This is a genomic window from Polaromonas sp. P4_H1 (genome assembly GCF_056400945.1).
Genome location: NZ_JBFUKG010000031.1, coordinates 1 through 19,686 on the forward strand (window position 1 = coordinate 1; position 19,686 = coordinate 19,686).

The 19,686-nt window shown below is 55.9% G+C and carries 17 protein-coding genes; 15 read left to right on the forward strand and 2 right to left on the reverse strand.

The features are described from left to right. Positions 1 to 66 precede the first annotated feature (66 nt). The 5 genes from AC1DS5_RS24575 (at position 67) to AC1DS5_RS24595 (ending at position 5,776) form a co-directional block, all read left to right on the forward strand. Complete coding sequence (locus AC1DS5_RS24575) at positions 67 to 1,668, forward strand: ABC transporter substrate-binding protein (RefSeq protein ID WP_477720860.1); 1,602 nt, start codon at positions 67 to 69, stop codon at positions 1,666 to 1,668. Positions 1,669 to 1,750: 82 nt separating this feature from the next. Further along, positions 1,751 to 2,704, forward strand: coding sequence for an ABC transporter permease (locus tag AC1DS5_RS24580; RefSeq protein ID WP_477720861.1), 954 nt, complete (start codon positions 1,751 to 1,753; stop codon positions 2,702 to 2,704). 16 nt (positions 2,705 to 2,720) lie between these two features. Then, on the forward strand, positions 2,721 to 3,623 hold the full coding sequence (locus tag AC1DS5_RS24585) for an ABC transporter permease (RefSeq protein WP_477720862.1): 903 nt from the start codon (positions 2,721 to 2,723) through the stop codon (positions 3,621 to 3,623). Between the two features lie 46 nt (positions 3,624 to 3,669). Next, a complete protein-coding gene (locus tag AC1DS5_RS24590; protein ID WP_477720876.1) occupies positions 3,670 to 4,719 on the forward strand; it encodes an ABC transporter ATP-binding protein in 1,050 nt (349 codons plus the stop codon). Positions 4,720 to 4,753: 34 nt separating this feature from the next. After that, on the forward strand, positions 4,754 to 5,776 hold the full coding sequence (locus tag AC1DS5_RS24595) for an ABC transporter ATP-binding protein (RefSeq protein WP_477720863.1): 1,023 nt from the start codon (positions 4,754 to 4,756) through the stop codon (positions 5,774 to 5,776). A gap of 204 nt (positions 5,777 to 5,980) precedes the next feature. Here the strand turns inward: AC1DS5_RS24595 and AC1DS5_RS24600 are convergent, their stop codons facing one another. Beyond that, positions 5,981 to 7,504, reverse strand: coding sequence for a 3-hydroxyacyl-CoA dehydrogenase (locus tag AC1DS5_RS24600; RefSeq protein WP_477720864.1), 1,524 nt, complete (start codon positions 7,502 to 7,504; stop codon positions 5,981 to 5,983). A 507-nt stretch (positions 7,505 to 8,011) separates the two neighbouring features. Further along, the gene (locus AC1DS5_RS24605; protein WP_477720865.1) at positions 8,012 to 9,685 is read right to left on the reverse strand and encodes a sigma-54 interaction domain-containing protein; all 1,674 of its coding nucleotides are present in this window, start codon (positions 9,683 to 9,685) and stop codon (positions 8,012 to 8,014) included. 215 nt (positions 9,686 to 9,900) lie between these two features. Here AC1DS5_RS24605 and AC1DS5_RS24610 point away from each other — a divergent pair, with 215 nt between their 5' ends. The 10 genes from AC1DS5_RS24610 to AC1DS5_RS24655 all read left to right on the forward strand — a co-directional run. Next, positions 9,901 to 11,133: a CaiB/BaiF CoA transferase family protein gene (locus AC1DS5_RS24610; RefSeq protein ID WP_477720866.1), complete on the forward strand. Its 1,233-nt coding sequence runs from the start codon at positions 9,901 to 9,903 to the stop codon at positions 11,131 to 11,133. Between the two features lie 25 nt (positions 11,134 to 11,158). Beyond that, positions 11,159 to 11,944, forward strand: a complete 786-nt coding sequence (locus tag AC1DS5_RS24615) for an enoyl-CoA hydratase-related protein (protein WP_477720867.1) — start codon at positions 11,159 to 11,161, stop codon at positions 11,942 to 11,944. Between the two features lie 18 nt (positions 11,945 to 11,962). After that, entirely contained in the window at positions 11,963 to 13,648 is a 1,686-nt protein-coding gene (locus tag AC1DS5_RS24620; RefSeq protein WP_477720868.1) for a class I adenylate-forming enzyme family protein, read from the forward strand. Then, a complete protein-coding gene (locus tag AC1DS5_RS24625) occupies positions 13,645 to 14,412 on the forward strand; it encodes an enoyl-CoA hydratase/isomerase family protein (protein ID WP_477720869.1) in 768 nt (255 codons plus the stop codon). Before AC1DS5_RS24620 ends, AC1DS5_RS24625 begins: the two co-directional genes overlap by 4 nt. A 2-nt stretch (positions 14,413 to 14,414) precedes the next feature. After that, a complete protein-coding gene (locus tag AC1DS5_RS24630) occupies positions 14,415 to 15,158 on the forward strand; it encodes an SDR family NAD(P)-dependent oxidoreductase (RefSeq protein WP_477720870.1) in 744 nt (247 codons plus the stop codon). Positions 15,159 to 15,169: 11 nt separating this feature from the next. Continuing rightward, on the forward strand, positions 15,170 to 16,336 hold the full coding sequence (locus tag AC1DS5_RS24635; RefSeq protein WP_477720871.1) for an acyl-CoA dehydrogenase family protein: 1,167 nt from the start codon (positions 15,170 to 15,172) through the stop codon (positions 16,334 to 16,336). A gap of 15 nt (positions 16,337 to 16,351) precedes the next feature. After that, positions 16,352 to 17,227, forward strand: coding sequence for a 3-hydroxyacyl-CoA dehydrogenase family protein (locus tag AC1DS5_RS24640; protein WP_477720872.1), 876 nt, complete (start codon positions 16,352 to 16,354; stop codon positions 17,225 to 17,227). Next, positions 17,224 to 17,883: a 3-hydroxyacyl-CoA dehydrogenase family protein gene (locus AC1DS5_RS24645; protein WP_477720873.1), complete on the forward strand. Its 660-nt coding sequence runs from the start codon at positions 17,224 to 17,226 to the stop codon at positions 17,881 to 17,883. The genes AC1DS5_RS24640 and AC1DS5_RS24645 overlap by 4 nt, the downstream gene beginning before the upstream one ends. Then, complete coding sequence (locus tag AC1DS5_RS24650) at positions 17,880 to 19,013, forward strand: CaiB/BaiF CoA transferase family protein (RefSeq protein WP_477720874.1); 1,134 nt, start codon at positions 17,880 to 17,882, stop codon at positions 19,011 to 19,013. Before AC1DS5_RS24645 ends, AC1DS5_RS24650 begins: the two co-directional genes overlap by 4 nt. A gap of 415 nt (positions 19,014 to 19,428) precedes the next feature. Beyond that, on the forward strand, positions 19,429 to 19,686 hold a 258-nt coding region (locus AC1DS5_RS24655), incomplete at its 3' end, for an electron transfer flavoprotein subunit beta/FixA family protein (protein ID WP_477720875.1).

Sequence of the window (19,686 nt, forward strand, 5' to 3'; positions counted from 1 at the left end):
AGAGCGGCGTGGAGAGCGGCGTGGGTGGGGGCAACGAGGATCATGACTTTCATTAGGAGAACGAGGATGATATCTACATTAATCGTGCGGTTTGCCGCAGTCGTCGCACTTGGTGCGGCTGCTGTCGCGACTCCCGCATTCGCGGAGAAAGTACTTCGTGTCGGTATGACGGCGAGCGACGTGCCGCTTACTACCGGTCAACCGAGCCAAGGCACTGAGGGTCTCCGCTTCATGGGCGTCACCGTTTACGACGGGCTTGTGAATTGGGACCTGTCCAGCTACGACAAGGCCGCGGTCTTGAGGCCGGGACTGGCGGAAAGCTGGTCCGTCAGCGAAACCGACAAAACGCTCTGGAACTTCAAGTTGCGCAAAGGCGTGAAATTCCATGACGGCTCGGAGTTCAACGCGGACGCCGTGGTCTGGAACTTCGCCAAGCTGATGAAGCGTGATGCGCCGCAGTTCGATCAAGCTCAATCGACCCAGGGCTCGCAGTACTACGGCACCATCGAGAGCTGGTCGAAGATAGACGACTACACCGTCCAGATCAAAACCAAGAAGCCCGACGCCGTCCTGCCATACAACCTCGCAAACATCTACTTCTCGAGTCCTAAACGCTGGGAGGAGCTGGGTAGAGACTGGAACAAATTTGCGTATCAGCCATCCGGTACCGGGCCCTGGATGCTGCAGAAGCTTGTACCTCGCGAGCGTGCTGAGCTGGTCCGCAACCCGAACTACTGGGATCCGAAGCGTATTCCTAAGTCCGATCGGTTGGTGCTTATGCCAATGCCCGATGCCAATACCCGCGTTGCAGCTCTGCTGTCAGGTCAGATTGACTGGATCGAGGCTCCACCACCTGACGCCTCGTCGCGCCTGATGCAGGCCGGGATGCAGATCGTCACGAACAAGTACCCGCATATCTGGGCCTATCAGATTAGCTTGATGGAGGACTCGCCCTTCAAGGACGTTCGTGTGCGTAAGGCGGCAAATCTTGCCATTGACCGCGAAGGAATGGCGAAGCTTCTGAGGTTCGCTGTACCGGCGAGAGGCATGATAACGCCGGGACACCCGTGGTTCGGCAAGCCAAACTTCGAAATCAAGTACGATCCCGACGCGGCTATCAAGCTGTTGGCGGAAGCGGGCTACAGTACCAAGAATCCCGCGAAGATCAAAGTCGTGATCGCACCTTCCGGCTCGGGCCAGATGCAGCCCCTCCAGATGAACGAATTGATTAAGGAGAACTTCAAGCGCGTTGGCATCAACATGGAGTTCGAGGTCCTGGATTGGGAGGCACTCCGCGGACGTCGTCGTGCTGGAGCCTGGGCGCCCGAGAACAAAGGGCGGCAAGGCGTCAATAACAGCTGGGCGTTCTGGGATCCCGACATTGGATTAATCAAGACGGCGGCCTCCTTCGAGCCGGTGCCAACGGGTTATAACTGGGGTCGGTTCAACGATGCCAAGGCGGATGAGTTGGCAACCAAGGCCAAAAATGCGTTCGATCCAAAAGAGCAGAACAAAATCTTAGCGGAGCTTCACTCTCACATAGTAGATCAAGCGATGTGGATTTGGGTGGTGCATGACCTCAACCCGCGAGCCATGTCGCCAAAAGTGAAGGGTTTTGTACAAGCGCAGAGCTGGCTTCAGGACCTGACGCCGGTTGATATGCAATGAGGTGCAGCCGTAACCCGACAGGATCATCCCATAAAGATCGAAATGATCCGACCGAAGCGGTTGACGGCACTGAGGAGCCAGCATGCTGATCTATCTTCTGCGACGCGTACTCTACACGATCCCGATTGCCATTGGGGTTTCCATCGTCTGCTTTGCGCTTATCCACTTGGCCCCGGGTGATCCTTTGAGTGCGGTCATGCCCGAGGGCGCCAGTCCGCAAGTCATTGCCGAGCTCACGGTGGCCTACGGTTTTGATAAGTCTGTGCCCGAGCAGTATCTGACGTGGCTTGGCCGCGTCCTGACTGGCGACTTCGGCGTATCGATCATGACGCACCGGCCGGTGCTTAGCGAGGTTGGTCCTGCTGTCGTCAATACGCTGACGTTGGCGGTTGCCGCGGCCTTCATCGGCCTTTTCGTTGGCCTCCTACTAGGCCTCATCGCTGGCTTTACGAGCGGCACATATGTGGACCGCAGCGTCACGGCTCTTGCCGTGACTGGCGTAAGCATTCCGCACTACTGGCTCGGCATGGTCTTGATTGTGATCTTCGCGGTCAATCTCGGTGTCCTGCCGGCCATGGGCATGGGCATAAAGGGCTCTACCATGTTCGCTGCGGATTGGGAGAGCCTGCGCCATCTCATTCTCCCTGCCATCGCTCTGTCCGTGATACCGGCCGGAATCATCGCCCGCTCGGTGCGCAGCACGGTCGCTGAGGTGCGCAAGCAGGACTTCGTGCAGACGCTCTATGCGAAGGGACTTCCTCCACAACGGATATTCATCCATGTCATCAAGAATGCAGCACCCACGGTGCTCGCCATTATGGGCCTCCAGCTTGCTCAGCTTTTGGGCGGCTCCATCCTGGTCGAGACAGTGTTTTCGTGGCCGGGCACCGGCTTCCTGTTGAATACGGCAATCTTCACGCGCGACCTGCCCATCCTGCAAGGCACGGTCCTCGTGCTATCGATGTTCTTTGTTTTTATCAATCTGATCGTCGACCTTGTGCAGACCGTATTCGATCCGCGCATCAAGCGAACCTAAAGTGAGCCGAAATCACATGACCACATCAACCACACTTGATGAACCCCGCGTGGCCTCAAAAGTCGGCAAGCGGCCTAGCTCACGTAGCTTCTGGCAGACGGTGGGCCGCCGCCTTTCGCGCGATCCGGTCACTATTGTTTGCGCGTCCATTCTTCTTTTCATTGTTTTGGCGGCGATTTTTGCACCCCTGATCGCTCCCCATGATCCTTATACGACTAGCATGACACACCGCCTTCTGCCGGTCGGCGAACACCGTCATTGGCTTGGCACGGATGAGCTTGGGCGCGATCTTCTGACGCGTTTGATCTATGGCGGACGCATGTCGTTATTCATGGGCTTCATGCCGGTCGTTCTCGCGACCATCATTGGTGGCATGCTAGGCATCATCGCTGGCTATGCAGGTGGAGCCATCAACATGGCGATCATGCGCGTGATCGATGTCTTCTACGCGTTTCCGTCAGTCTTGCTTGCTGTCGCGATTTCGGGCGTACTCGGGGCCGGCATTGTCAACAGTCTCGTTTCTCTGACACTGGTCTTTATTCCGCCGGTCGCGCGTGTCGCGGAGAGCGTGACCACCCAGATACGCAATCAGGACTATATCGAGGCAGCGCGTGCTACTGGCGCTGCAAGTTGGCGCATCATATTCGGGCATGTTTTGAGCAACGTGATGGGGCCAATTCTCATTTATGCTTCAAGCCTCATCAGTGTGTCTATCGTCATCGGTTCCGGCTTGAGCTTCCTGGGTCTCGGCGTTGTGCCCCCCGAGGCCGAGTGGGGTTTGATGTTGAACACATTGAGGCAGTCGATATACGTCGCACCTCTCAATGCTGTGCTTCCAGGCATCATGATATTTCTGGCCTCCATGTGCTCGAACCTGATTAGCGATGGGTTACGTGCCGCAATGGACGTCAAGGTGTGAGGCGGGAAGCATGACCACACAAACCTCCTTCAAATCATCGGCAAAAATGAAGCTCGAAACAATCAATGTAGATTCATGTAATCGCGGTGGCGCGGAACAGCCAATACTTGTGGTGCGGGACCTCAAGAAACACTTCCCCATTAAAGGTGGGCTGCTCGGTCGCACGCTCGCTCACGTCAAGGCAGTGGACGGAATTTCTTTCGACGTGAGGAAGGGCGAGACACTGGGAATCGTCGGAGAGTCGGGATGCGGAAAGTCGACGGCTGCGCGGCTTTTGATCCGTCTGATAGAGCCCGATTCAGGCACGATCACTCTCGAAAACGGACCGGTGTCGCCGGGCGTTGAGCTCAGCGTGCGCGAGCTGCGCCGCCAGATTCAGATGGTGTTCCAGGATAGCTACGCTTCGCTCAATCCGCGCTTGACAAACGAGGACTCCATCACCTTCGGGCTCAAGGCAAACGGCGTTCCCAGACTCGAGGCAATCAAGCGCGCGCACAGCATGATGCGCATGGTTGGACTCGTGCCGGAGATGTTTTCCCAACGCTATCCGCATGAACTGTCGGGTGGCCAGCGTCAGCGGGTCAACATCGCCCGTGCGCTTGCTCTCGGTCCCCGCGTTTTGATTCTCGATGAAGCCGTGTCTGCACTCGACAAGTCGGTGGAGGCGCAAGTTCTCAATCTGCTGCAGGACCTCAAGGAGCGCCTGAACCTGACGTATATCTTCATTTCCCATGACCTTAACGTGGTGCAGTACATCAGCGATCGGGTGCTCGTGATGTATCTCGGAAAGGCCATCGAAATCGGTCCGGTCGATCGTATCTATAACTCGCCCCTGCATCCCTATACGCGTGGCCTACTGTCCTCCCGGCTGTCGATGGACTCGCGCAAGCGCGTTTCGACGGCCCCGCTGTCCGGGGATCCGCCAAACCCAATCGATCCGCCATCAGGCTGCCGGTTTCGTACGCGCTGTCCTATCGCGGAAAAGTTGTGTGCGGAACGCGAGCCACAGTTTTCGAGTTCAAGCGCCGATCACACGGTCGCATGCCATGCGCACAGTCCGGGCTCTGGCCATAGTTTGGCTAAAGCTACTTTATGAACGAAGAGAAACTATGCAGGAGCACACTGTGAGAATGACTAGCGAAATCGCGGAGACCTCTCCGTTGGTGGATGTCGAGGGGCTGACCGTGCGGTTCGTGTCGCGCGATCTGAATATCTCGGTTGTAAACGACGTGAGCTTCAAACTTCAGCAGGGGCAGGTGCTCTGCCTGCTCGGCGAGTCCGGGTCGGGAAAGAGCGTGACTATGCGGGCGTTGATGCGCCTTTTTCCACCGACGGCCCGAATCGGAGGACGGATCATCATCGATGGCATCGATATTCTGAGCCTTCCGAAGGCTGAGCTGCGCAAAGTGCGCGGTCGGCTCATTTCAATGGTGTTTCAGGAGCCGATGACGGCGCTCGATCCTGTCTTCACGATAGGTAGTCAGATCGCCGAGTCCGTGTCGTATCACGACGGCGTTTCTTCCCGTGAAGGCTACAAACGCGCACTCGAGCTGCTCGAGCTTGTACAGGTACCATCGGCAAAGCGGCGACTTGACGCCTATCCGCATGAGTTGTCTGGCGGGCTGCGTCAGCGCGCTATGATTGCGCTCGCCCTCGCTTGCCGACCCAAGCTTCTCCTTGCCGACGAGCCAACGACGGCTCTCGATGCTACCGTGCAGATTCAGATTCTCCTCCTGTTGCGGGAACTGCAGAGCGAGCTCGGCATGGCCACTATTTTTGTGACGCACGATCTCGGCGTTGCGTGTGAGGTTGCGGACAATGTCGCGGTCATGTATGCAGGGCGTTTCGTGGAGTCTGGGCCCGTTGCCGACGTGATGGATGCGCCCAAGCACCCCTACACAGAGGGATTGCTGCGTTCAACAGTGCATGCCGGTACGAGAGGCCGGCGTCTCGATCCCATACCGGGATCTCCGCCAGACCTCGCCGAGCTGCCGCTCGGATGCGCGTTCGCGCCGCGATGTCCCTATGTGCAGCCGGCGTGTATGGAGGTGCCGCCACCAAACTTCAATCTGGGGGGATCTCACATGGCGCGATGCATTCGCCTGAGCTCTGAAATTCGGTCCACCGGATTGTCCGGCGCTCTTGTTGACTGAAATTGCTTTCGAGTCAAACACACCTTCTTGGCGCGGTGCGTTTCACACAGACAATAAATCCGTGGTCAACGCGGCTCCAAGGCTCCAGCTACTCGGGATTTATGTCCAATTTTTTTTGGACCAGGATCCCCTGTAGCCCGCGCGGCTCAAGCAAGCGCCCAGGGCGGCCCGAATCCGGGCCGGCGTTTTATTTATCTTTGGCGGCTACGACATCGTTTCCAGTGGAATATTGAGCTGCACCCGGCGCCGCAACCATTGGCTGGGTCGATAGCGAGGGTCGCCTGTCAGGTTGAAAATCTCCTGCATGAGTTGCAGGAGACGGGATGGGCCCAACAACTGTCCCCATTCAAAAGGACCCTTGGGATAGCCCAAAGCTGTTTTGACCGCCAGATCGATGTCCTTAGGCGCAGCTATGTGTTGTTGGGCCATTTCGCAAGCCAGATGCACGATCATTCCAACCACCCGCTGGGCCACATAACCGGCAGAGTCCGAAATCCAGTAGGGCTTTAGGTTGACTGATCTTGCCAAAGCTGAAGCAGCGTCAACGGTTTCCTGAGAGGTGCCGGCGCTCCGCATGAAAGTCAACGCGGAATCCGAGAAGAACAGCCCGTCGACGGCAATGGTGTTCGCTGCCTTCAGACCGGAACGCTGAACCGTCGACGCAATGTCCGAACCAATGGGAGCGACGATACAGACGTCCGCGGAAATGGCATCTGTCGCCCGTGCCAGACCCGTGCGGGTAAGCAATTGGCGCAGAGGTTCTGGCACCGCACTCCCGCCATCTCCAAAAAACACTTTAAGTGGTTTCTCCGGGTCCATCGACGTTTGGGTGTTGACGTCAGCCGAGATGGTGTTTCTCGGGTAGGCGTAAAAGCCGCGGCCTGACTTTCGGCCGAGCAACTTGCCCTCAAGGCGAACCCGCGTGATGCTGGAGGGCCGGTAGCGGGGGTCCTCATAGTATTGGCGATAGATGGACTCCATCACCGGATGGGAAACGTCCAAACCGGTCAGATCGAGAAGTTCGAAGGGGCCCATACGGAAGCCGGCGGTATCTCGAAGGATGCCGTCAATGGTCTCGAAATCAGCGACGTGCTCGCCAGTCAACTGCAAGGCTTCGGTAACATATGCGCGTCCGGCATGGTTCACGACAAATCCTGGTGTGTCGGCGGTGACTATTGCTTTGAAACCAATTTTTTGGGAAACCATCCGGAGCAGGTCAACGACGCTGGCATTCGTCTCCAATGCTTGCACAATCTCTACCAGGCGCATTCTCGGGACGGGGTTAAAAAAGTGGAACCCAATGACGCGAGATGGATGTTGACAAGACGCGGCAATAGACGTGACGCTCAAAGACGACGTGTTGGTCGCCAGAATGGTCTTATCGTGAACTCGCTTCTCGAGCTCCAAAAATAGTGATCGTTTGGCGTTGATGTCTTCATGAATTGCTTCGATCACCAGGGTCGACTGGCCGATCGGTCCGGCGCTTGCGGATGCCGCAATGTTTCGAATGGCGGCATCTGCAAGGTCGTCGCTCAATCGCCCCTTTTTTACTTCTTCACTGATTGATTTTGTCAAGTTTTCTATCGCCCGGTCCACTGCTGCCGGTTCAATATCAAACAGTTCGACAGGGTAGCCTGCCACCGCAAATACCTGCGCTATTCCTTGCCCCATAACACCGGTGCCGGCAATAAAAACCCGCTCAATGGTGTATTCACTATTAGTTGTCATTTATTGTTGATTCCTTGTTGGTTGTCCTCGCGAATCGGTGCGTGCCGATCCATCATCTGGCGGCGCAATGTTTCGCATCTTTGAGTGGAGACTGAGCGGCCCCAATGTCGGAAAACAGGGCGCTTGGGTGTGTGTCTTGCCTTCTGTCGTCGTCTCGAACCGCTATGTATCCGGATAGGTACGGGCGCAACTAATGTGCCACATGGAAACCAGTGCTGCCGATCGACGGCAGCTGCTTTTCAGCATGCTCGATGTGATCTTTTGGAGAACATGTTGTAGTCGCGGCCGACATATAAATCCATGCCGGATCCTGCGTTGATGCTGTTCCGTCGGTTTTATTGTCTGAATAAGTTCGGGAAAAAGTTTTCGTTATTGGGAGAGCTGAGGCGGCAATGAGCCGACATCGGTGTTGAGAATTCCTGGCGCCGGCATTGACCGCCGCAGGCTGCCTATGTTCGAGTCATGTCAGAGAGAAAATGCTTGGCCTACCAGGCCGTGGAGAATGACCTATGCATCTTCCATTTCGGCCAGGCGTTTGTACAAATATGACCGCGAAATTCCGAGTTCAGCTGCAACTCGCTGTTTATTGCCGCCAAACTTTGACATCGCGCGCCGGATTAAAGTGCCCTCAAGGTCATGGACGGCATCTTTCACTGATCCGCCAACTTTTGGTTCCGAGACGCTGTTGAGTGGCGTGGATTGCAGGGAGTTCTGTTGGACGTGACCGGAACTCGGACCTAATCCGAAGTCCGGGATTTCAATGAAGTCTCCGCTGGTGAAGATCGCTCCACGCTCAACGGTGTGAATAAGTTGACGTACGTTGCCGGGCCAGGATTGGTCCTGCAGGTATTCAATTGTGGCTGGCGATATTTTCTTCGGCGCGGCGCCGTGGCGAGTCGCAAAGGCTTGCAGTGCGCTTTCCACGAGGAGAGGAATGTCCTCAAGACGGTCTCGCAGCGGTGGCAGGTGAAGAGTTACCACGCTGATCCGGTAGTACAGATCGAGTCTGAACTGGTTGTCCGAAATCATGCCCTGGAAGTCCCGGTTGCTGGCGGATACCAGGCGGAAGCTGGAAGATCTTCCTTTTTCTCCGCCAACACGCTCGAACATCCCGTCCTGCAAAACGCGAAGTAATTTCACCTGGATTTCAAGCGGCATGTCGCCAATTTCGTCGAAGAACAGTGTGCTCTCGTCGGCCATCTCGAATTTTCCTCTGCGGCCCTTTCGTTCAGCGCCGGTGAACGCACCTGCTTCGTAACCAAACAATTCGCTTTCCACCAATGTTGCGGGCAGGGCTGCCGCATTGACAAGAACCATTGGCTTTTCCCGCCTCATGCTTAGCAAATGAATGGCGTGCGCAACAAGTTCCTTCCCGGTGCCACTCTCACCGACCAGAAGAACGGGCACGTCAAGAGGCGCCACTTTAATGATTTCTTCTTTTAATCTGCGAATGGCTGGGCTATTGCCGACGATTTGGTCCAGGCCGTGCGTTTTGTTTCGCAGGCTGGATAGTTCCCGCTTGTAGAACGCAACCTCTGAGCGAAGACGAGTGAGTTCTGCGCTCATCGACTGCAGATGCTCCGGTCCGCGAAACATGATTTGTCCAATGGCCCCAACGACACGACCATCGGGATTGTGGATAGGGACTCGAGTGACGACGCGGGTATGGCCTCGCATTTCTTGCAGGACGCCAATTTCCGCCTTGCCGGTTTTGGCGACTTCATGCAGGCGCGTGTTCTCAATAACGTCCGTAACGTGCTTGCCGATCCCTTCGCCGGCGCCCAGACCGAAAAATCTTCGGTGGATAGGGCTGAGATAACGAACGATGCCGTCCGCATCAACCACAGTCATGGCTTCGTATGGGTTCGTGAGCAAATGCTCAAGAATGTCGTACGCAAATGGCACTGTGGCTACAAAGTCGAAGAGTGCGTGCCCAGCACCTTGCCCGACACTCATGAAAACGCAGCCGCCTTCGCCCTTGATGGGTATGACTGTCAGGTCCTGGCCGGATGCCTTGACGGAAAGCACGCTCCGCTCCTGCGCGTCCATACCCCGGCGCCAACGTTGGATCACTGCCGTGGCAGTTGCTGCATGCTCGAAAACGCCAGTCGCGAAAATGATGCGCGCTACCGTATCCACAACAAGAATGCTGAGATAGTCGTGTTCTGCTTCGTTGGTCATGCTGTCTCTTTCTTCCGCGAAGTGTAGTTCTCAATCCCGAACTGTGTATTTGGTGAATACACTGACATGTCAAAGATCGTGGTGATTTTCGCGATGCTTCCGCGTCATTCTTCCAGAACTTACCATGTACTACAGCGTTTGAGGTCATCCCCACAACACAGTTTTTTGGCTGGCATAAGTATTGCTGCCATGAGACGGAAAACGAATGGGACAAAATGACATCAAGCAGCCATCTACCGGTAAAAGCCCCATCAAGCGGCCTTAAATTCCTGGCCGGGGTAAAGGTCTTGGATTTGACAACTTCTGTAGCTGGACCTTATGCGACACAGCTCCTGGCGGATCTTGGCGCGGTTGTGGTCAAGGTTGAACGTCCGGAGGGTGGCGACGACGCGAGAGCCTGGGGTCCACCATTCCTGGATGGTGAGTCCCTGTGGTTTTTGGCGGTAAACAGAAACAAGCTCAGCGTTACCTTGGACTATGCAAGTGAAGAGGGAGCGGAAGTGCTTCGCGATTTCGTTCGAGTGGCGGATGTTGCCATCGTCAATCAGGTCGAACGTACTCAGCGCAAGCTCGGCATAGATTGTGAGTCCCTCACGGCCCTTCGCCCGGGTCTGATCCATGCGTCCATCACCGGTTTTGGCCTGACTGGGCCGCGCAGCGATTTGCCTTGTTACGACCTTATCGCCGAGGGTTATTCCGGGGTAATGGATTTGACGGGGGATGCCGACTCTGGACCGCAAAAGGTGGGTAGTCCAGCCGCTGATCTTTTGGCGGGCCAGGACGCCGCTTTGGGGATCCTGGCAGCGCTTCATCGGCGGCAGAAGACCGGGCAGGGCTGCAAAGTGGACGTGGCTCTTGTGGACAGCATGACCCGATTCATGGCGCCGCGAATCATTCCATATCTTGGCTCCGGGGAGCTTCCCCAAAGATCCGGCGGACGTGACAGCGTGATTGCCATTTACCAAACGTTCGGCACTGCCGATGAGCCGTTGACGCTTGGACTTGGGAACGACCGCATCTGGGCGCGATTTTGGGAGTGCGTCGGCGACTCCCAATACGGTAAAGATCCTAGGTTTTCAAGCAATGCATTGAGGCGTGCGCATCGCCCGGAGATAGTGGCGCACATACAAATCATTCTGTCTGCCAGATCGCGACGCGATTGGATGGATATCTTTTCGAGGGCGCGGATTCCGGCGGGGCCCATTTACCGTATAGACGAGTTGACGCGAGATTCCATGTTGATTGAGCGAGGGTTGTTCTACAGGACGGTGGGCGATGGCAGGAGTGTTCCGCAAGTTGGCCTGGGGATCAGGTTTGATGGCGAGACGGAAGCATGCAACCGACCGCCGCCTACTCTCGGCCAAGATAACGAACAGGTATTCCGGGACTGGCTGGGTCGGCCAATAGGTGAAATCTCGCGCCGCAAAAAAACCACAATTAGTGCATAGTTCATTCAATATAGGAGATGTCAAGATGACTCAGAAATACCGGGAAATCACATACGCCGAGGATGGCTCGATTGGTACCATTACGCTGAACCGCCCGGAAGACGGAAACATGTTCACCGTCCAGATGTGTCACGAAATCCGTGATTGCATCAATGAAATCAGGCGTGAAACACGCACTCGAGTCATTGTGTTGACCGGTGCGGGCGAAAAATTCTTTTGCATTGGCGGCCGCAAGGAGGGGATGGAGGACACGATTCTCTACGCCGGCGTTTTGCCAGTGCTGGATATGTACGAGAGCATTGATCATCTGCAGAAGCCGGTCATTGCGGCTGTCAATGGGTTTGCAGTGGGGGGCGGCAATGTCCTACAGATGGTCTGCGACCTGACCATAGCCAAAGAAAGCGCCATATTCCGTCAAGTCGGACCCATGATGGGAAGCTTCGACGCTGGCTATGGCACCTGGTACCTCGAAGACCTGGTGGGGAAAAAGCGCGCCAAGGACATCTGGTATCGCAATCCAAAGATGACGGCGAATGATGCCTTGAACATTGGATTGGTTAACAAGGTCGTACCTGACGCCGAATTTTCCGCGGCCACGCGCGAATACGCGCTTGAGGTGGCGGATCGTGGTGCTTTTGCGCTCGCGTCGATCAAGGCTGCGTTTGGCGCGCGCCACGGCGGTGTGTCGGGCATGTCTCGCATGTCTCACGATCTGCTGCTGCGTGGCTATCTCGACACCGATGAATCAAAAGAACTGTCCAAATCGATGTCGGAAAAGCGCAAGCCGGATCCATCCAAATTTGGTCATTGAGGCGAATGAGATCCGGCTATGCAAAATTTGCTGACATTGCACAATCCACAGACGGCGCGTGACTACTACCTGGAGGGGACCTGGTGCAACGAGACCATGTACCATCTTCTGCGCAGCAACGCAAAGACAAGAGGGCATCGCTTCGCTTTGCGCGACGCCAATAACCGGCTTACGTGGCAGCAGCTGCTCGAGTGGGTCGATCATGTCGCCGCGCATCTCCACTGGACTGGTCTTAGTGCTGGTGATCGTGTGGCAATCTGGCTGCCCAGCAGGGTTGAGTCGGTGGTGGTATTTCTTGCGTGCTCAAGAAATGGCTACGTATGCAATCCGTCTCTTCATCAAAATTACACTGTAAAAGAGATCGTCGGCCTGCTGGATCGAATCTCGTGCCGGGCGCTTTTTGCGCAGCATGGATATGGCGCGGATGCGGCTGAACACAACATTTTCGAGCAGGCCGCCCAATTGCCGACGATGCGGCAGATGTATGCCTTGGGAAAGGCGGCGGGCGCTGGTTCAGAACAGTATGAGGTCAAAGATTTCCCTGATCGCATTAGCACTGTCATCGCTCCTCCGCCCAACACCAATCCGGACAAGATCGTCTATCTGGCGTTCACCTCGGGCACTACTGGCACGCCCAAGGGTGTGATGCATAGCGATAACACCCTTCTTGCCAACGGGCGTGCGATGGTGCAGGACTGGGGTCATGATGAAGAAACGGTTCTTCTGACATTGAGCCCGCTCAGTCATCATATTGGCACCGTGGCCCTGGAGCAATCACTGGTGGCAGGTTGTGAGCTCGTGATTAATGATCCTTCGGTGAGTACCCCACCTATCCAGTGGATTGAGAATACCGGTGCGACCTATGTGATGGGGGTTCCAACCCACGCGATGGACCTCCTGGCCACGATGAAATCGGCGCGCATGGAAACCTTGGGCAAGGTCAAGATTTTTTACATGGCTGGATCACCTATCCCTCAAGAGACTGCAGAGCAATTCATGCGCCTGGGCGTCACGCCGCAGAATGTCTATGGCATGACTGAGAACGGATCGCACCAATACACTTTGCCGACGGATAACACCGCAACAATCACTTCCACGTGCGGCAAGGCTTGCCGCGGCTACGAAATCAAGTTGTGGAACCCCGAGCGTCCAGATGAAGAGGTGGCCGCCGGAGAGGTGGGCGAAATTGGCGGGCACGGCGCGGTGCTGATGCTTGGGTATTTCAACAATCAGGCTGCTACAGAAGGCTCATTCAATGCCAGCGGATGGTTCTTGAGCGGCGACTTGGGCCAATTCGATAGTGACGGCAATGTGCGAATCGTTGGCCGCAAGAAAGATCTCATCATTCGCGGCGGACACAACATTCATCCGGCAAACATTGAAGGACTTGCGCATCGCCACCCGGCTGTCGGAAAGGCTGCAGCTTTCGCGGTGCCGGATGACAGATTGGGTGAGCGAGTCTGTCTTGCTGTCGTGACGTCCGCGGCCTCTACTATCGACGGCATGGAAATGCTGGAGCATCTGGCCGCCTCCGGGCTGTCAAAGTTTGACATGCCTGAGTTTTTTGTAGTGCTAGACCAGTTTCCTCTCACGCCAAGTGGAAAAATTTTGAAACGCGAATTGATGGCGTGGGTTAAAGACGGCCGCCTCAAGCCATCACCAGTGCGATGGGTGCAGTCGAAAACTAAGGAGAAGGCGGTATGAGCATTGACCTTAAAGTGATCGACGAGTTTTCCGTTCTGACCATCAACCGGCCGGAAGCGTTGAACGCTCTGAGCTTTAAATTAATTGAAGAAATCAGCCAGGCGATCGACATAGCGGCCAAGTCGAAAACCAGGGCGCTGATCATTACCGGGGCTGGCGCCAAATCCTTTTGCGCCGGCGCAGATATTAAAGAGTTGCAAAACCGGAGCTTGCGGGATCAGAGGGAAGGAGCGGAGCTCGGGCAGTCGGTCTTCGCCAAGCTGGACAGTTTGCCAATCGCATCGATCGCGCTGGTCAATGGGTACGCGTTTGGCGGCGGCCTGGAGCTCGCGTTAGCCTGTTCCTTGAGGGTGGCGACTCCGAATGCCAGGTTTGGCCTGCCTGAAATCAAATTGGGTCTGATCCCCGGCTATGGCGGTACTCAGCGCTTGCCGCGGCTTGTCGGCCAGGCGCGCGCTTTGGACATGATCTTGACCGGCCGGCCGGTTGACGTCGGCGAGGCGCTGGCTATTGGCCTGATTAATCGGCAGGTCGAACTCCCCGGCATTGAGGCCGCCTTCGCTTATGGTCGTGAGTTCACAAGTTACGGGCTTCTCGCGCAGCAGTTCGCTCGTGAAGCAGTATTGCGATCGCACGCCAACTCCCTCTCGGAAGGCTTGCGAATCGAAGCCGATTTATCGACGCTTGCCTATCGTAGCGAAGACGCGATTGAGGGCATGCAAGCGTTTGTCGAAAAACGTTCTCCAATCTTTAAGGACCGATAGCCATGACGCAGAAGTGCATTGTTGTAACCGGCGCCAGCCGTGGAATTGGCGCCGCAATTGCCGGTCGATTGGCCAACGATGGATATGTCGTCGGCTGCTTGTCGCGGTCCGGAGAAGTACCGGATATCGGTGTTCAGAACGATGTCGTCCGCGAGCGCCTGGTCGGCGCCGTCTGCGATGTCACTGATCCGGAATCCTTTCGTCGCGCTTTTTCGTTTTTTGCCGACTGTGGTCACACCATCGCTGGTCTGGTAAATAACGCTGGCGTGCATCTGGAAGGACGCTCGCATGAATTTCCGATTGAAGACTGGCGAAAAGTCATGGAAACGAATGCGACCTCCGTCCTGGCCGGCTGCCAGGGCGTATTCCCTCACCTGGTGAAGGCCGGCGGCGGAGTCATCATCAATATTGGCTCGTTTTTCGACAAGCTCGGCGTTAAACAGAATCTTGCATATTGCGCTTCCAAGGCGGCGGTCGGTGCGATGACGAGGTGCTTGGCCGTCGAATGGGCGCAACATGGTGTGAAGGTGCTGGATGTGGCGCCTGGATACATCCAGACCGATTTGAATAAAGACGTTATGTCGAACGGGCCACTCCGCGCGTATTTGCAGAAGCGGATTCCGGGGGGTGAGCCAGGAACCGCGGACGATGTCGCCAAACTCGTGGCTGCGTTGTTCGGCATGGACGGCGGCTTTTTGACCGGCGAAACCATCTATATCGATGGTGCTCAGGGCATTGCCCATTAGATGGAAAACTGATGACTCTCTTTGACCGTATTGATGCCCGCTTGAATCTTCCTGAAGAAGAGCAATTGATTCTGGACACCGTCCGTTCCCTGTGCCGTGACCAGATTGCAGCGAAAGCGGAGCATGTAGACAAGACCTCGGAATTCCCGTGGGAGAACGTGCGCGCCATCAACGACATGGGTCTGAACGCCATGTTCATCCCGGAAGAGTACGGCGGCAGTCCGTTGTCCTACTCCTGTTATCTGGCATGCGTGCGAGAGATATCGGAGGCGTGCGCGTCCACCGGCATTATCTGGGCAACAAACTTCCACGCGATAAAACCCCTGATCGACTTTGGCAACGAAGAGCAGAAGTCCCGACTGCTTCCCACGATTGCCAACGGCGGGCTCGCGGCGTTGGTCATTACTGAAGCGACTGCCGGTTCAGACGCCACCGGCATGAAGACAACGTTCCGTCCGGAAGGAGATCAGATCCGTGTCGATGGCACCAAGATATTTATCACCAACGGAGATGTCGCCGATCAGTATTTGGTTTTCGGGAAATGGGCCGATATCGCCGATCCGAAGGGTGCAATTTCAGTGCTTGTTCTTGAAAAGGGAACGCCAGGATTGAAGGTCATCCGAACCGAAGACAAACTCGGGACCAGGGGCTCCAGCACGGCTGCTTTGGCATTTGACGGCTGCCTTGTGCCGAGAGCCAATCTAATCAGCGAACCGGGACAGGGACTCAAGATTCTTTTTGCTTCTTTGAACAAATCCCGTCCAAGCGTTTCCGCGCATGCTCTGGGCATCGCAAGAGCCGCATTTAAGGACTCGGTCGCCTATATCAATGAACGCAAGCAGTCCGGCCGAAAAATACTGGAGTTCCAGGGCATCCAGTTCATGGTTGCGGACCTAGCGGCCGAGCTGGCGTTGTGCGAGTCTTTCCTGTGGTCCGTTGCGGCGATGGTTGAACGCGGAGAGAAAGATTTTGGCGTCGAAGCGTCCATTCTCAAGCTGCGGTCCACCGATCTCGCGATGCGTATGGCCACGGATGCGGTGCAGTTGCTTGGGGGCTATGGTTATTGCAAGGACTACCGCGTGGAGCGTTTGATGCGGGATGCCAAGATTACGCAGATCTGGGAAGGGACGAACCAGGTACATCGCCAGCTTATTGGCCGAAGTTTCCTAGAGAAATAATGGATTGGAAAAGTGATGAAGAAAATTAAGACAGTCGGTATCGCAGGCGCCGGGACGATGGGGACCGGCATTGCCATCGTCGCCGCTCGAGCGGGATTCCGCACCATTGTGTTTGACGGGAAGCAAGCTGCTCTGGACGTATCACGAACGCAGGCTGAAGCTTTTCTCCGAAAATCGGTCGAGCGCGGAAAGCTTTCGACCGAACGCTTTACAACGATACTGGACCAATGGCATGGGACCAGTGTGCTGGCGGATCTGGCGGAATGTGACGTGGTCATTGAAGCGGTTTTCGAGAATCTGGAGGTTAAACACAAACTCTTCAGCGCATTGAACGAAATTTGCGACGCTGAAACCCTGTTTGCTTCAAATACCTCAACCATCTCCATCACGGAGATCGCCGGCGGTTCGGGCAGGGCTGACCGATTTGTTGGCATGCACTTTTGCCTGCCTGCTCAAATGATGAAGCTGGTAGAAATGTCTCCAGGCATCAATACGTCGCCAGAGTCGTTTGATAAAGCGTGGGAATTCTGCAAGGCGCTCGGCCAGACACCCGTCCGGACCCAGGACACGCCAGGTTTCATCCTCAACTATTTCCTAATTCCATTTAATAACGACGCTATCCGGCTGGTGGAGCAGGGCGTAGCCACGCCCGCCGACATTGACCTCGCGATTAAAACCGCGTTGGGCTATCCAATGGGGCCGATGGAGCTGCTTGACTTGGTGGGCTTGGATACGCAAAAACTGCTTTGTGAGGCGATGCACGGCTTGACAAACGAGCCCAGAGCCGCTTGTCCGCCCCTTGTCAAACGGATGATTGCCGCCGGTTATCTTGGGAAGAAGACTGGCCGCGGCTTCCATTCGTATGCAAATACAAAGACTTTTGGAGCATGAACGTGACGTACAAGGTGATTCAATCTGGCGTGAGCCGGTCCTTTCCGGTTGACAGCGATTTTCTCTCGGCGGCCAGGGAAGACGGCGAAAGTGCGATTGTGCTAGGGTTGAATGCAGGAAGCGCATTCACCAAACTCAAATCCCGCAGCTCTTATCACGTGGTTGCCATCGAGCTTGGGACAGAATGTCTCGGGGTTCACACGGGCGATGCTACTGGCGATGAGTATCCCAACGTTGTTGGCTTTGCCCGCTTCAGATTCGGTGACTGCGCGCCATCCAAACTCATAGAACTTGTCGTCCAGCCGACCACCAGCGCAGAGACGATACAGGCCGCAAAAGCGATTTTTGAAGCCGCCGGTTTGGTGGTGGCGGTGTGCAAGGACTTCCCCGGAAGGATCGTCGACAGGTTGGTAAGGCCCTATTACAACGCGGCGCTGCGTCGCCTCGATGAAGGACTTGCGAGCGCAAGCGATATGGATACCACTCTTAAACTGGGTCTCGGATATCCGGAGGGGCCAATTGCGTTGATGGAGCGCACGGGACTTGAACATCACTACGACGTGAGCTTGGCTTTGTTCTCCGCGTTGGGTGGAGAAGACTATCTGCCGGCGCGCCGGGCCCAGGTTGCCAAACAAAGGGCAATGCAAAAGCCATGAATCAGCAACCGCTTAAAGGTATTCGTGTGCTCGACTTCAGCACGCTGTTGCCCGGACCCATGTGCTCTCTACTTTTAACTGAAGCGGGGGCTGAGGTCATCAAGGTCGAGCGTCCGGGCCGCGGTGACGAAATGCGCAGCTATGCGCCGAAATTTGGAGGTGATTCTGTAAATTTTGCCCTGCTGAATCGCGGTAAACGCTCGATCACCCTGAATCTGAAGAACGAACTGGACCGGGATAGCGCGCTTCACCTGGTGATGGAATCCGACATTCTTATCGAGCAGTTTCGGCCGGGGGTGATGTCGAGACTTGGATTGGGTTACGAGGACATCAGTGCGCACAATCCGCGGATCATCTATTGTTCAATCTCCGGATATGGACAAACCGGGCCCATGACAGATGTCGCCGCGCACGATCTCAATTATCTGGCGGAATCGGGGATGCTGTCACTGTGCGCGGGATCCAATGGCGCGCCGGTGCTCCCGCCAGCGCTGATTGCCGATATCAGCGGCGGAGCCTACCCGGCCATGATGAATATCCTGCTTGCGTTGCGTCAGCGCGATTCGTCCGGGAGAGGCTGCTACCTTGATATATCGATGGCCGACAATTTGTTCCCGCTGATGTATTGGGCACTCGGGAACGGCTGGGCGGCAGGTCAATGGCCGTTGCTTGGCGGCGAGCTGGTGACCGGTGGAACGCCACGCTATCAAATTTATCGGACCAAAGACGGAAGATTTTTGGCGGCGGCTCCGCTGGAACAGAAGTTCTGGGAAAACTTTGTGGGCGCCCTGAACTCGCCAGAACTGCTTGACGATGCGAGCGATCCTCTTGGCGTTCGAGAAAAGATCGCCAGCATCATTTCGACGGCCACAGCCGCGGAATGGGCGCAACGTTTTTCTGGAATGGACGTCTGTGTGGCGGTGGTGAAAACGGTTCAAGAGGCCACAGAACACCCTCATTTCATTGAGCGAGGACTTTTCAAATCAGGCTTGAGCCACGACGGCCGACAGATGCCGGCATTGCCAACCCCCATAAACGTAGCCTTCAAGCGCGCCGGCGATCAGGACTCGCAACTGGGCTATCCCAAATTGGGCGAGGCGAACAGCGATTTTTTTGCCGCGACTGAATAAGCGCGCAGCGCGAGTCTCAGGTTGCCGGCTCGCGGCTGAAATCACCGTGCGGGCAGAAGCTTTTCCCCGCGTACCAGAGTCTGACTGAGATCGGCTCACGGATCGGACAGATGCAGACTTTGTGGGACGAGGTGGTGCTTAGTGGCGACGAGGGAGACTCTGCGTGGAGACCAACCGGAAACTGCATGGGTGACAACAGAGTTGCCATGAACATTATTTAGGGACGGTCCAGTTTGGTTGATGCTTATAGAAAACGCTGTCTCGCTTAATCGGACGCGTTCAGAAATGACGAGCCCCTTTGGAATCAAACTGCCCGCGCCCAGGCTAGTCTGAGGTGCCTTCGGCGAATACACAATCAGGTGCTTAACGTGAACGTGAACGTGAACGTGAACTCAACAAACTCTGGAGCCCTGAAATGAAGGTCTTGGTACCCGTCAAGCGTGTAGTCGACTACAACGTGAAAGTCCGCGTCAAATCGGACGGCACCGGCGTCGACATCGCCAACGTCAAGATGAGCATGAACCCGTTTGACGAGATTGCCGTCGAAGAGGCGACCCGCCTGAAGGAAAAGGGCGTCGTGACCGAAGTCATCGCCGTGAGCTGCGGCGTGCTGCAGTGCCAGGAAACCCTGCGCACCGCCATGGCGATCGGCGCCGACCGCGCCATCCTGGTC

Bases quoted from the DNA above. Each gene is read 5' to 3' on its own strand.
- AC1DS5_RS24575 (WP_477720860.1), top strand. From the start codon at position 67: ATGATATCTACATTAATCGTGCGGTTTGCCGCAGTCGTCGCACTTGGT.
- AC1DS5_RS24580 (WP_477720861.1), top strand. From the start codon at position 1,751: ATGCTGATCTATCTTCTGCGACGCGTACTCTACACGATCCCGATTGCC.
- AC1DS5_RS24585 (WP_477720862.1), top strand. From the start codon at position 2,721: ATGACCACATCAACCACACTTGATGAACCCCGCGTGGCCTCAAAAGTC.
- AC1DS5_RS24590 (WP_477720876.1), top strand. From the start codon at position 3,670: ATGAAGCTCGAAACAATCAATGTAGATTCATGTAATCGCGGTGGCGCG.
- AC1DS5_RS24595 (WP_477720863.1), top strand. From the start codon at position 4,754: ATGACTAGCGAAATCGCGGAGACCTCTCCGTTGGTGGATGTCGAGGGG.
- AC1DS5_RS24600 (WP_477720864.1), bottom strand. From the start codon at position 7,504: ATGACAACTAATAGTGAATACACCATTGAGCGGGTTTTTATTGCCGGC.
- AC1DS5_RS24605 (WP_477720865.1), bottom strand. From the start codon at position 9,685: ATGACCAACGAAGCAGAACACGACTATCTCAGCATTCTTGTTGTGGAT.
- AC1DS5_RS24610 (WP_477720866.1), top strand. From the start codon at position 9,901: ATGACATCAAGCAGCCATCTACCGGTAAAAGCCCCATCAAGCGGCCTT.
- AC1DS5_RS24615 (WP_477720867.1), top strand. From the start codon at position 11,159: ATGACTCAGAAATACCGGGAAATCACATACGCCGAGGATGGCTCGATT.
- AC1DS5_RS24620 (WP_477720868.1), top strand. From the start codon at position 11,963: ATGCAAAATTTGCTGACATTGCACAATCCACAGACGGCGCGTGACTAC.
- AC1DS5_RS24625 (WP_477720869.1), top strand. From the start codon at position 13,645: ATGAGCATTGACCTTAAAGTGATCGACGAGTTTTCCGTTCTGACCATC.
- AC1DS5_RS24630 (WP_477720870.1), top strand. From the start codon at position 14,415: ATGACGCAGAAGTGCATTGTTGTAACCGGCGCCAGCCGTGGAATTGGC.
- AC1DS5_RS24635 (WP_477720871.1), top strand. From the start codon at position 15,170: ATGACTCTCTTTGACCGTATTGATGCCCGCTTGAATCTTCCTGAAGAA.
- AC1DS5_RS24640 (WP_477720872.1), top strand. From the start codon at position 16,352: ATGAAGAAAATTAAGACAGTCGGTATCGCAGGCGCCGGGACGATGGGG.
- AC1DS5_RS24645 (WP_477720873.1), top strand. From the start codon at position 17,224: ATGAACGTGACGTACAAGGTGATTCAATCTGGCGTGAGCCGGTCCTTT.
- AC1DS5_RS24650 (WP_477720874.1), top strand. From the start codon at position 17,880: ATGAATCAGCAACCGCTTAAAGGTATTCGTGTGCTCGACTTCAGCACG.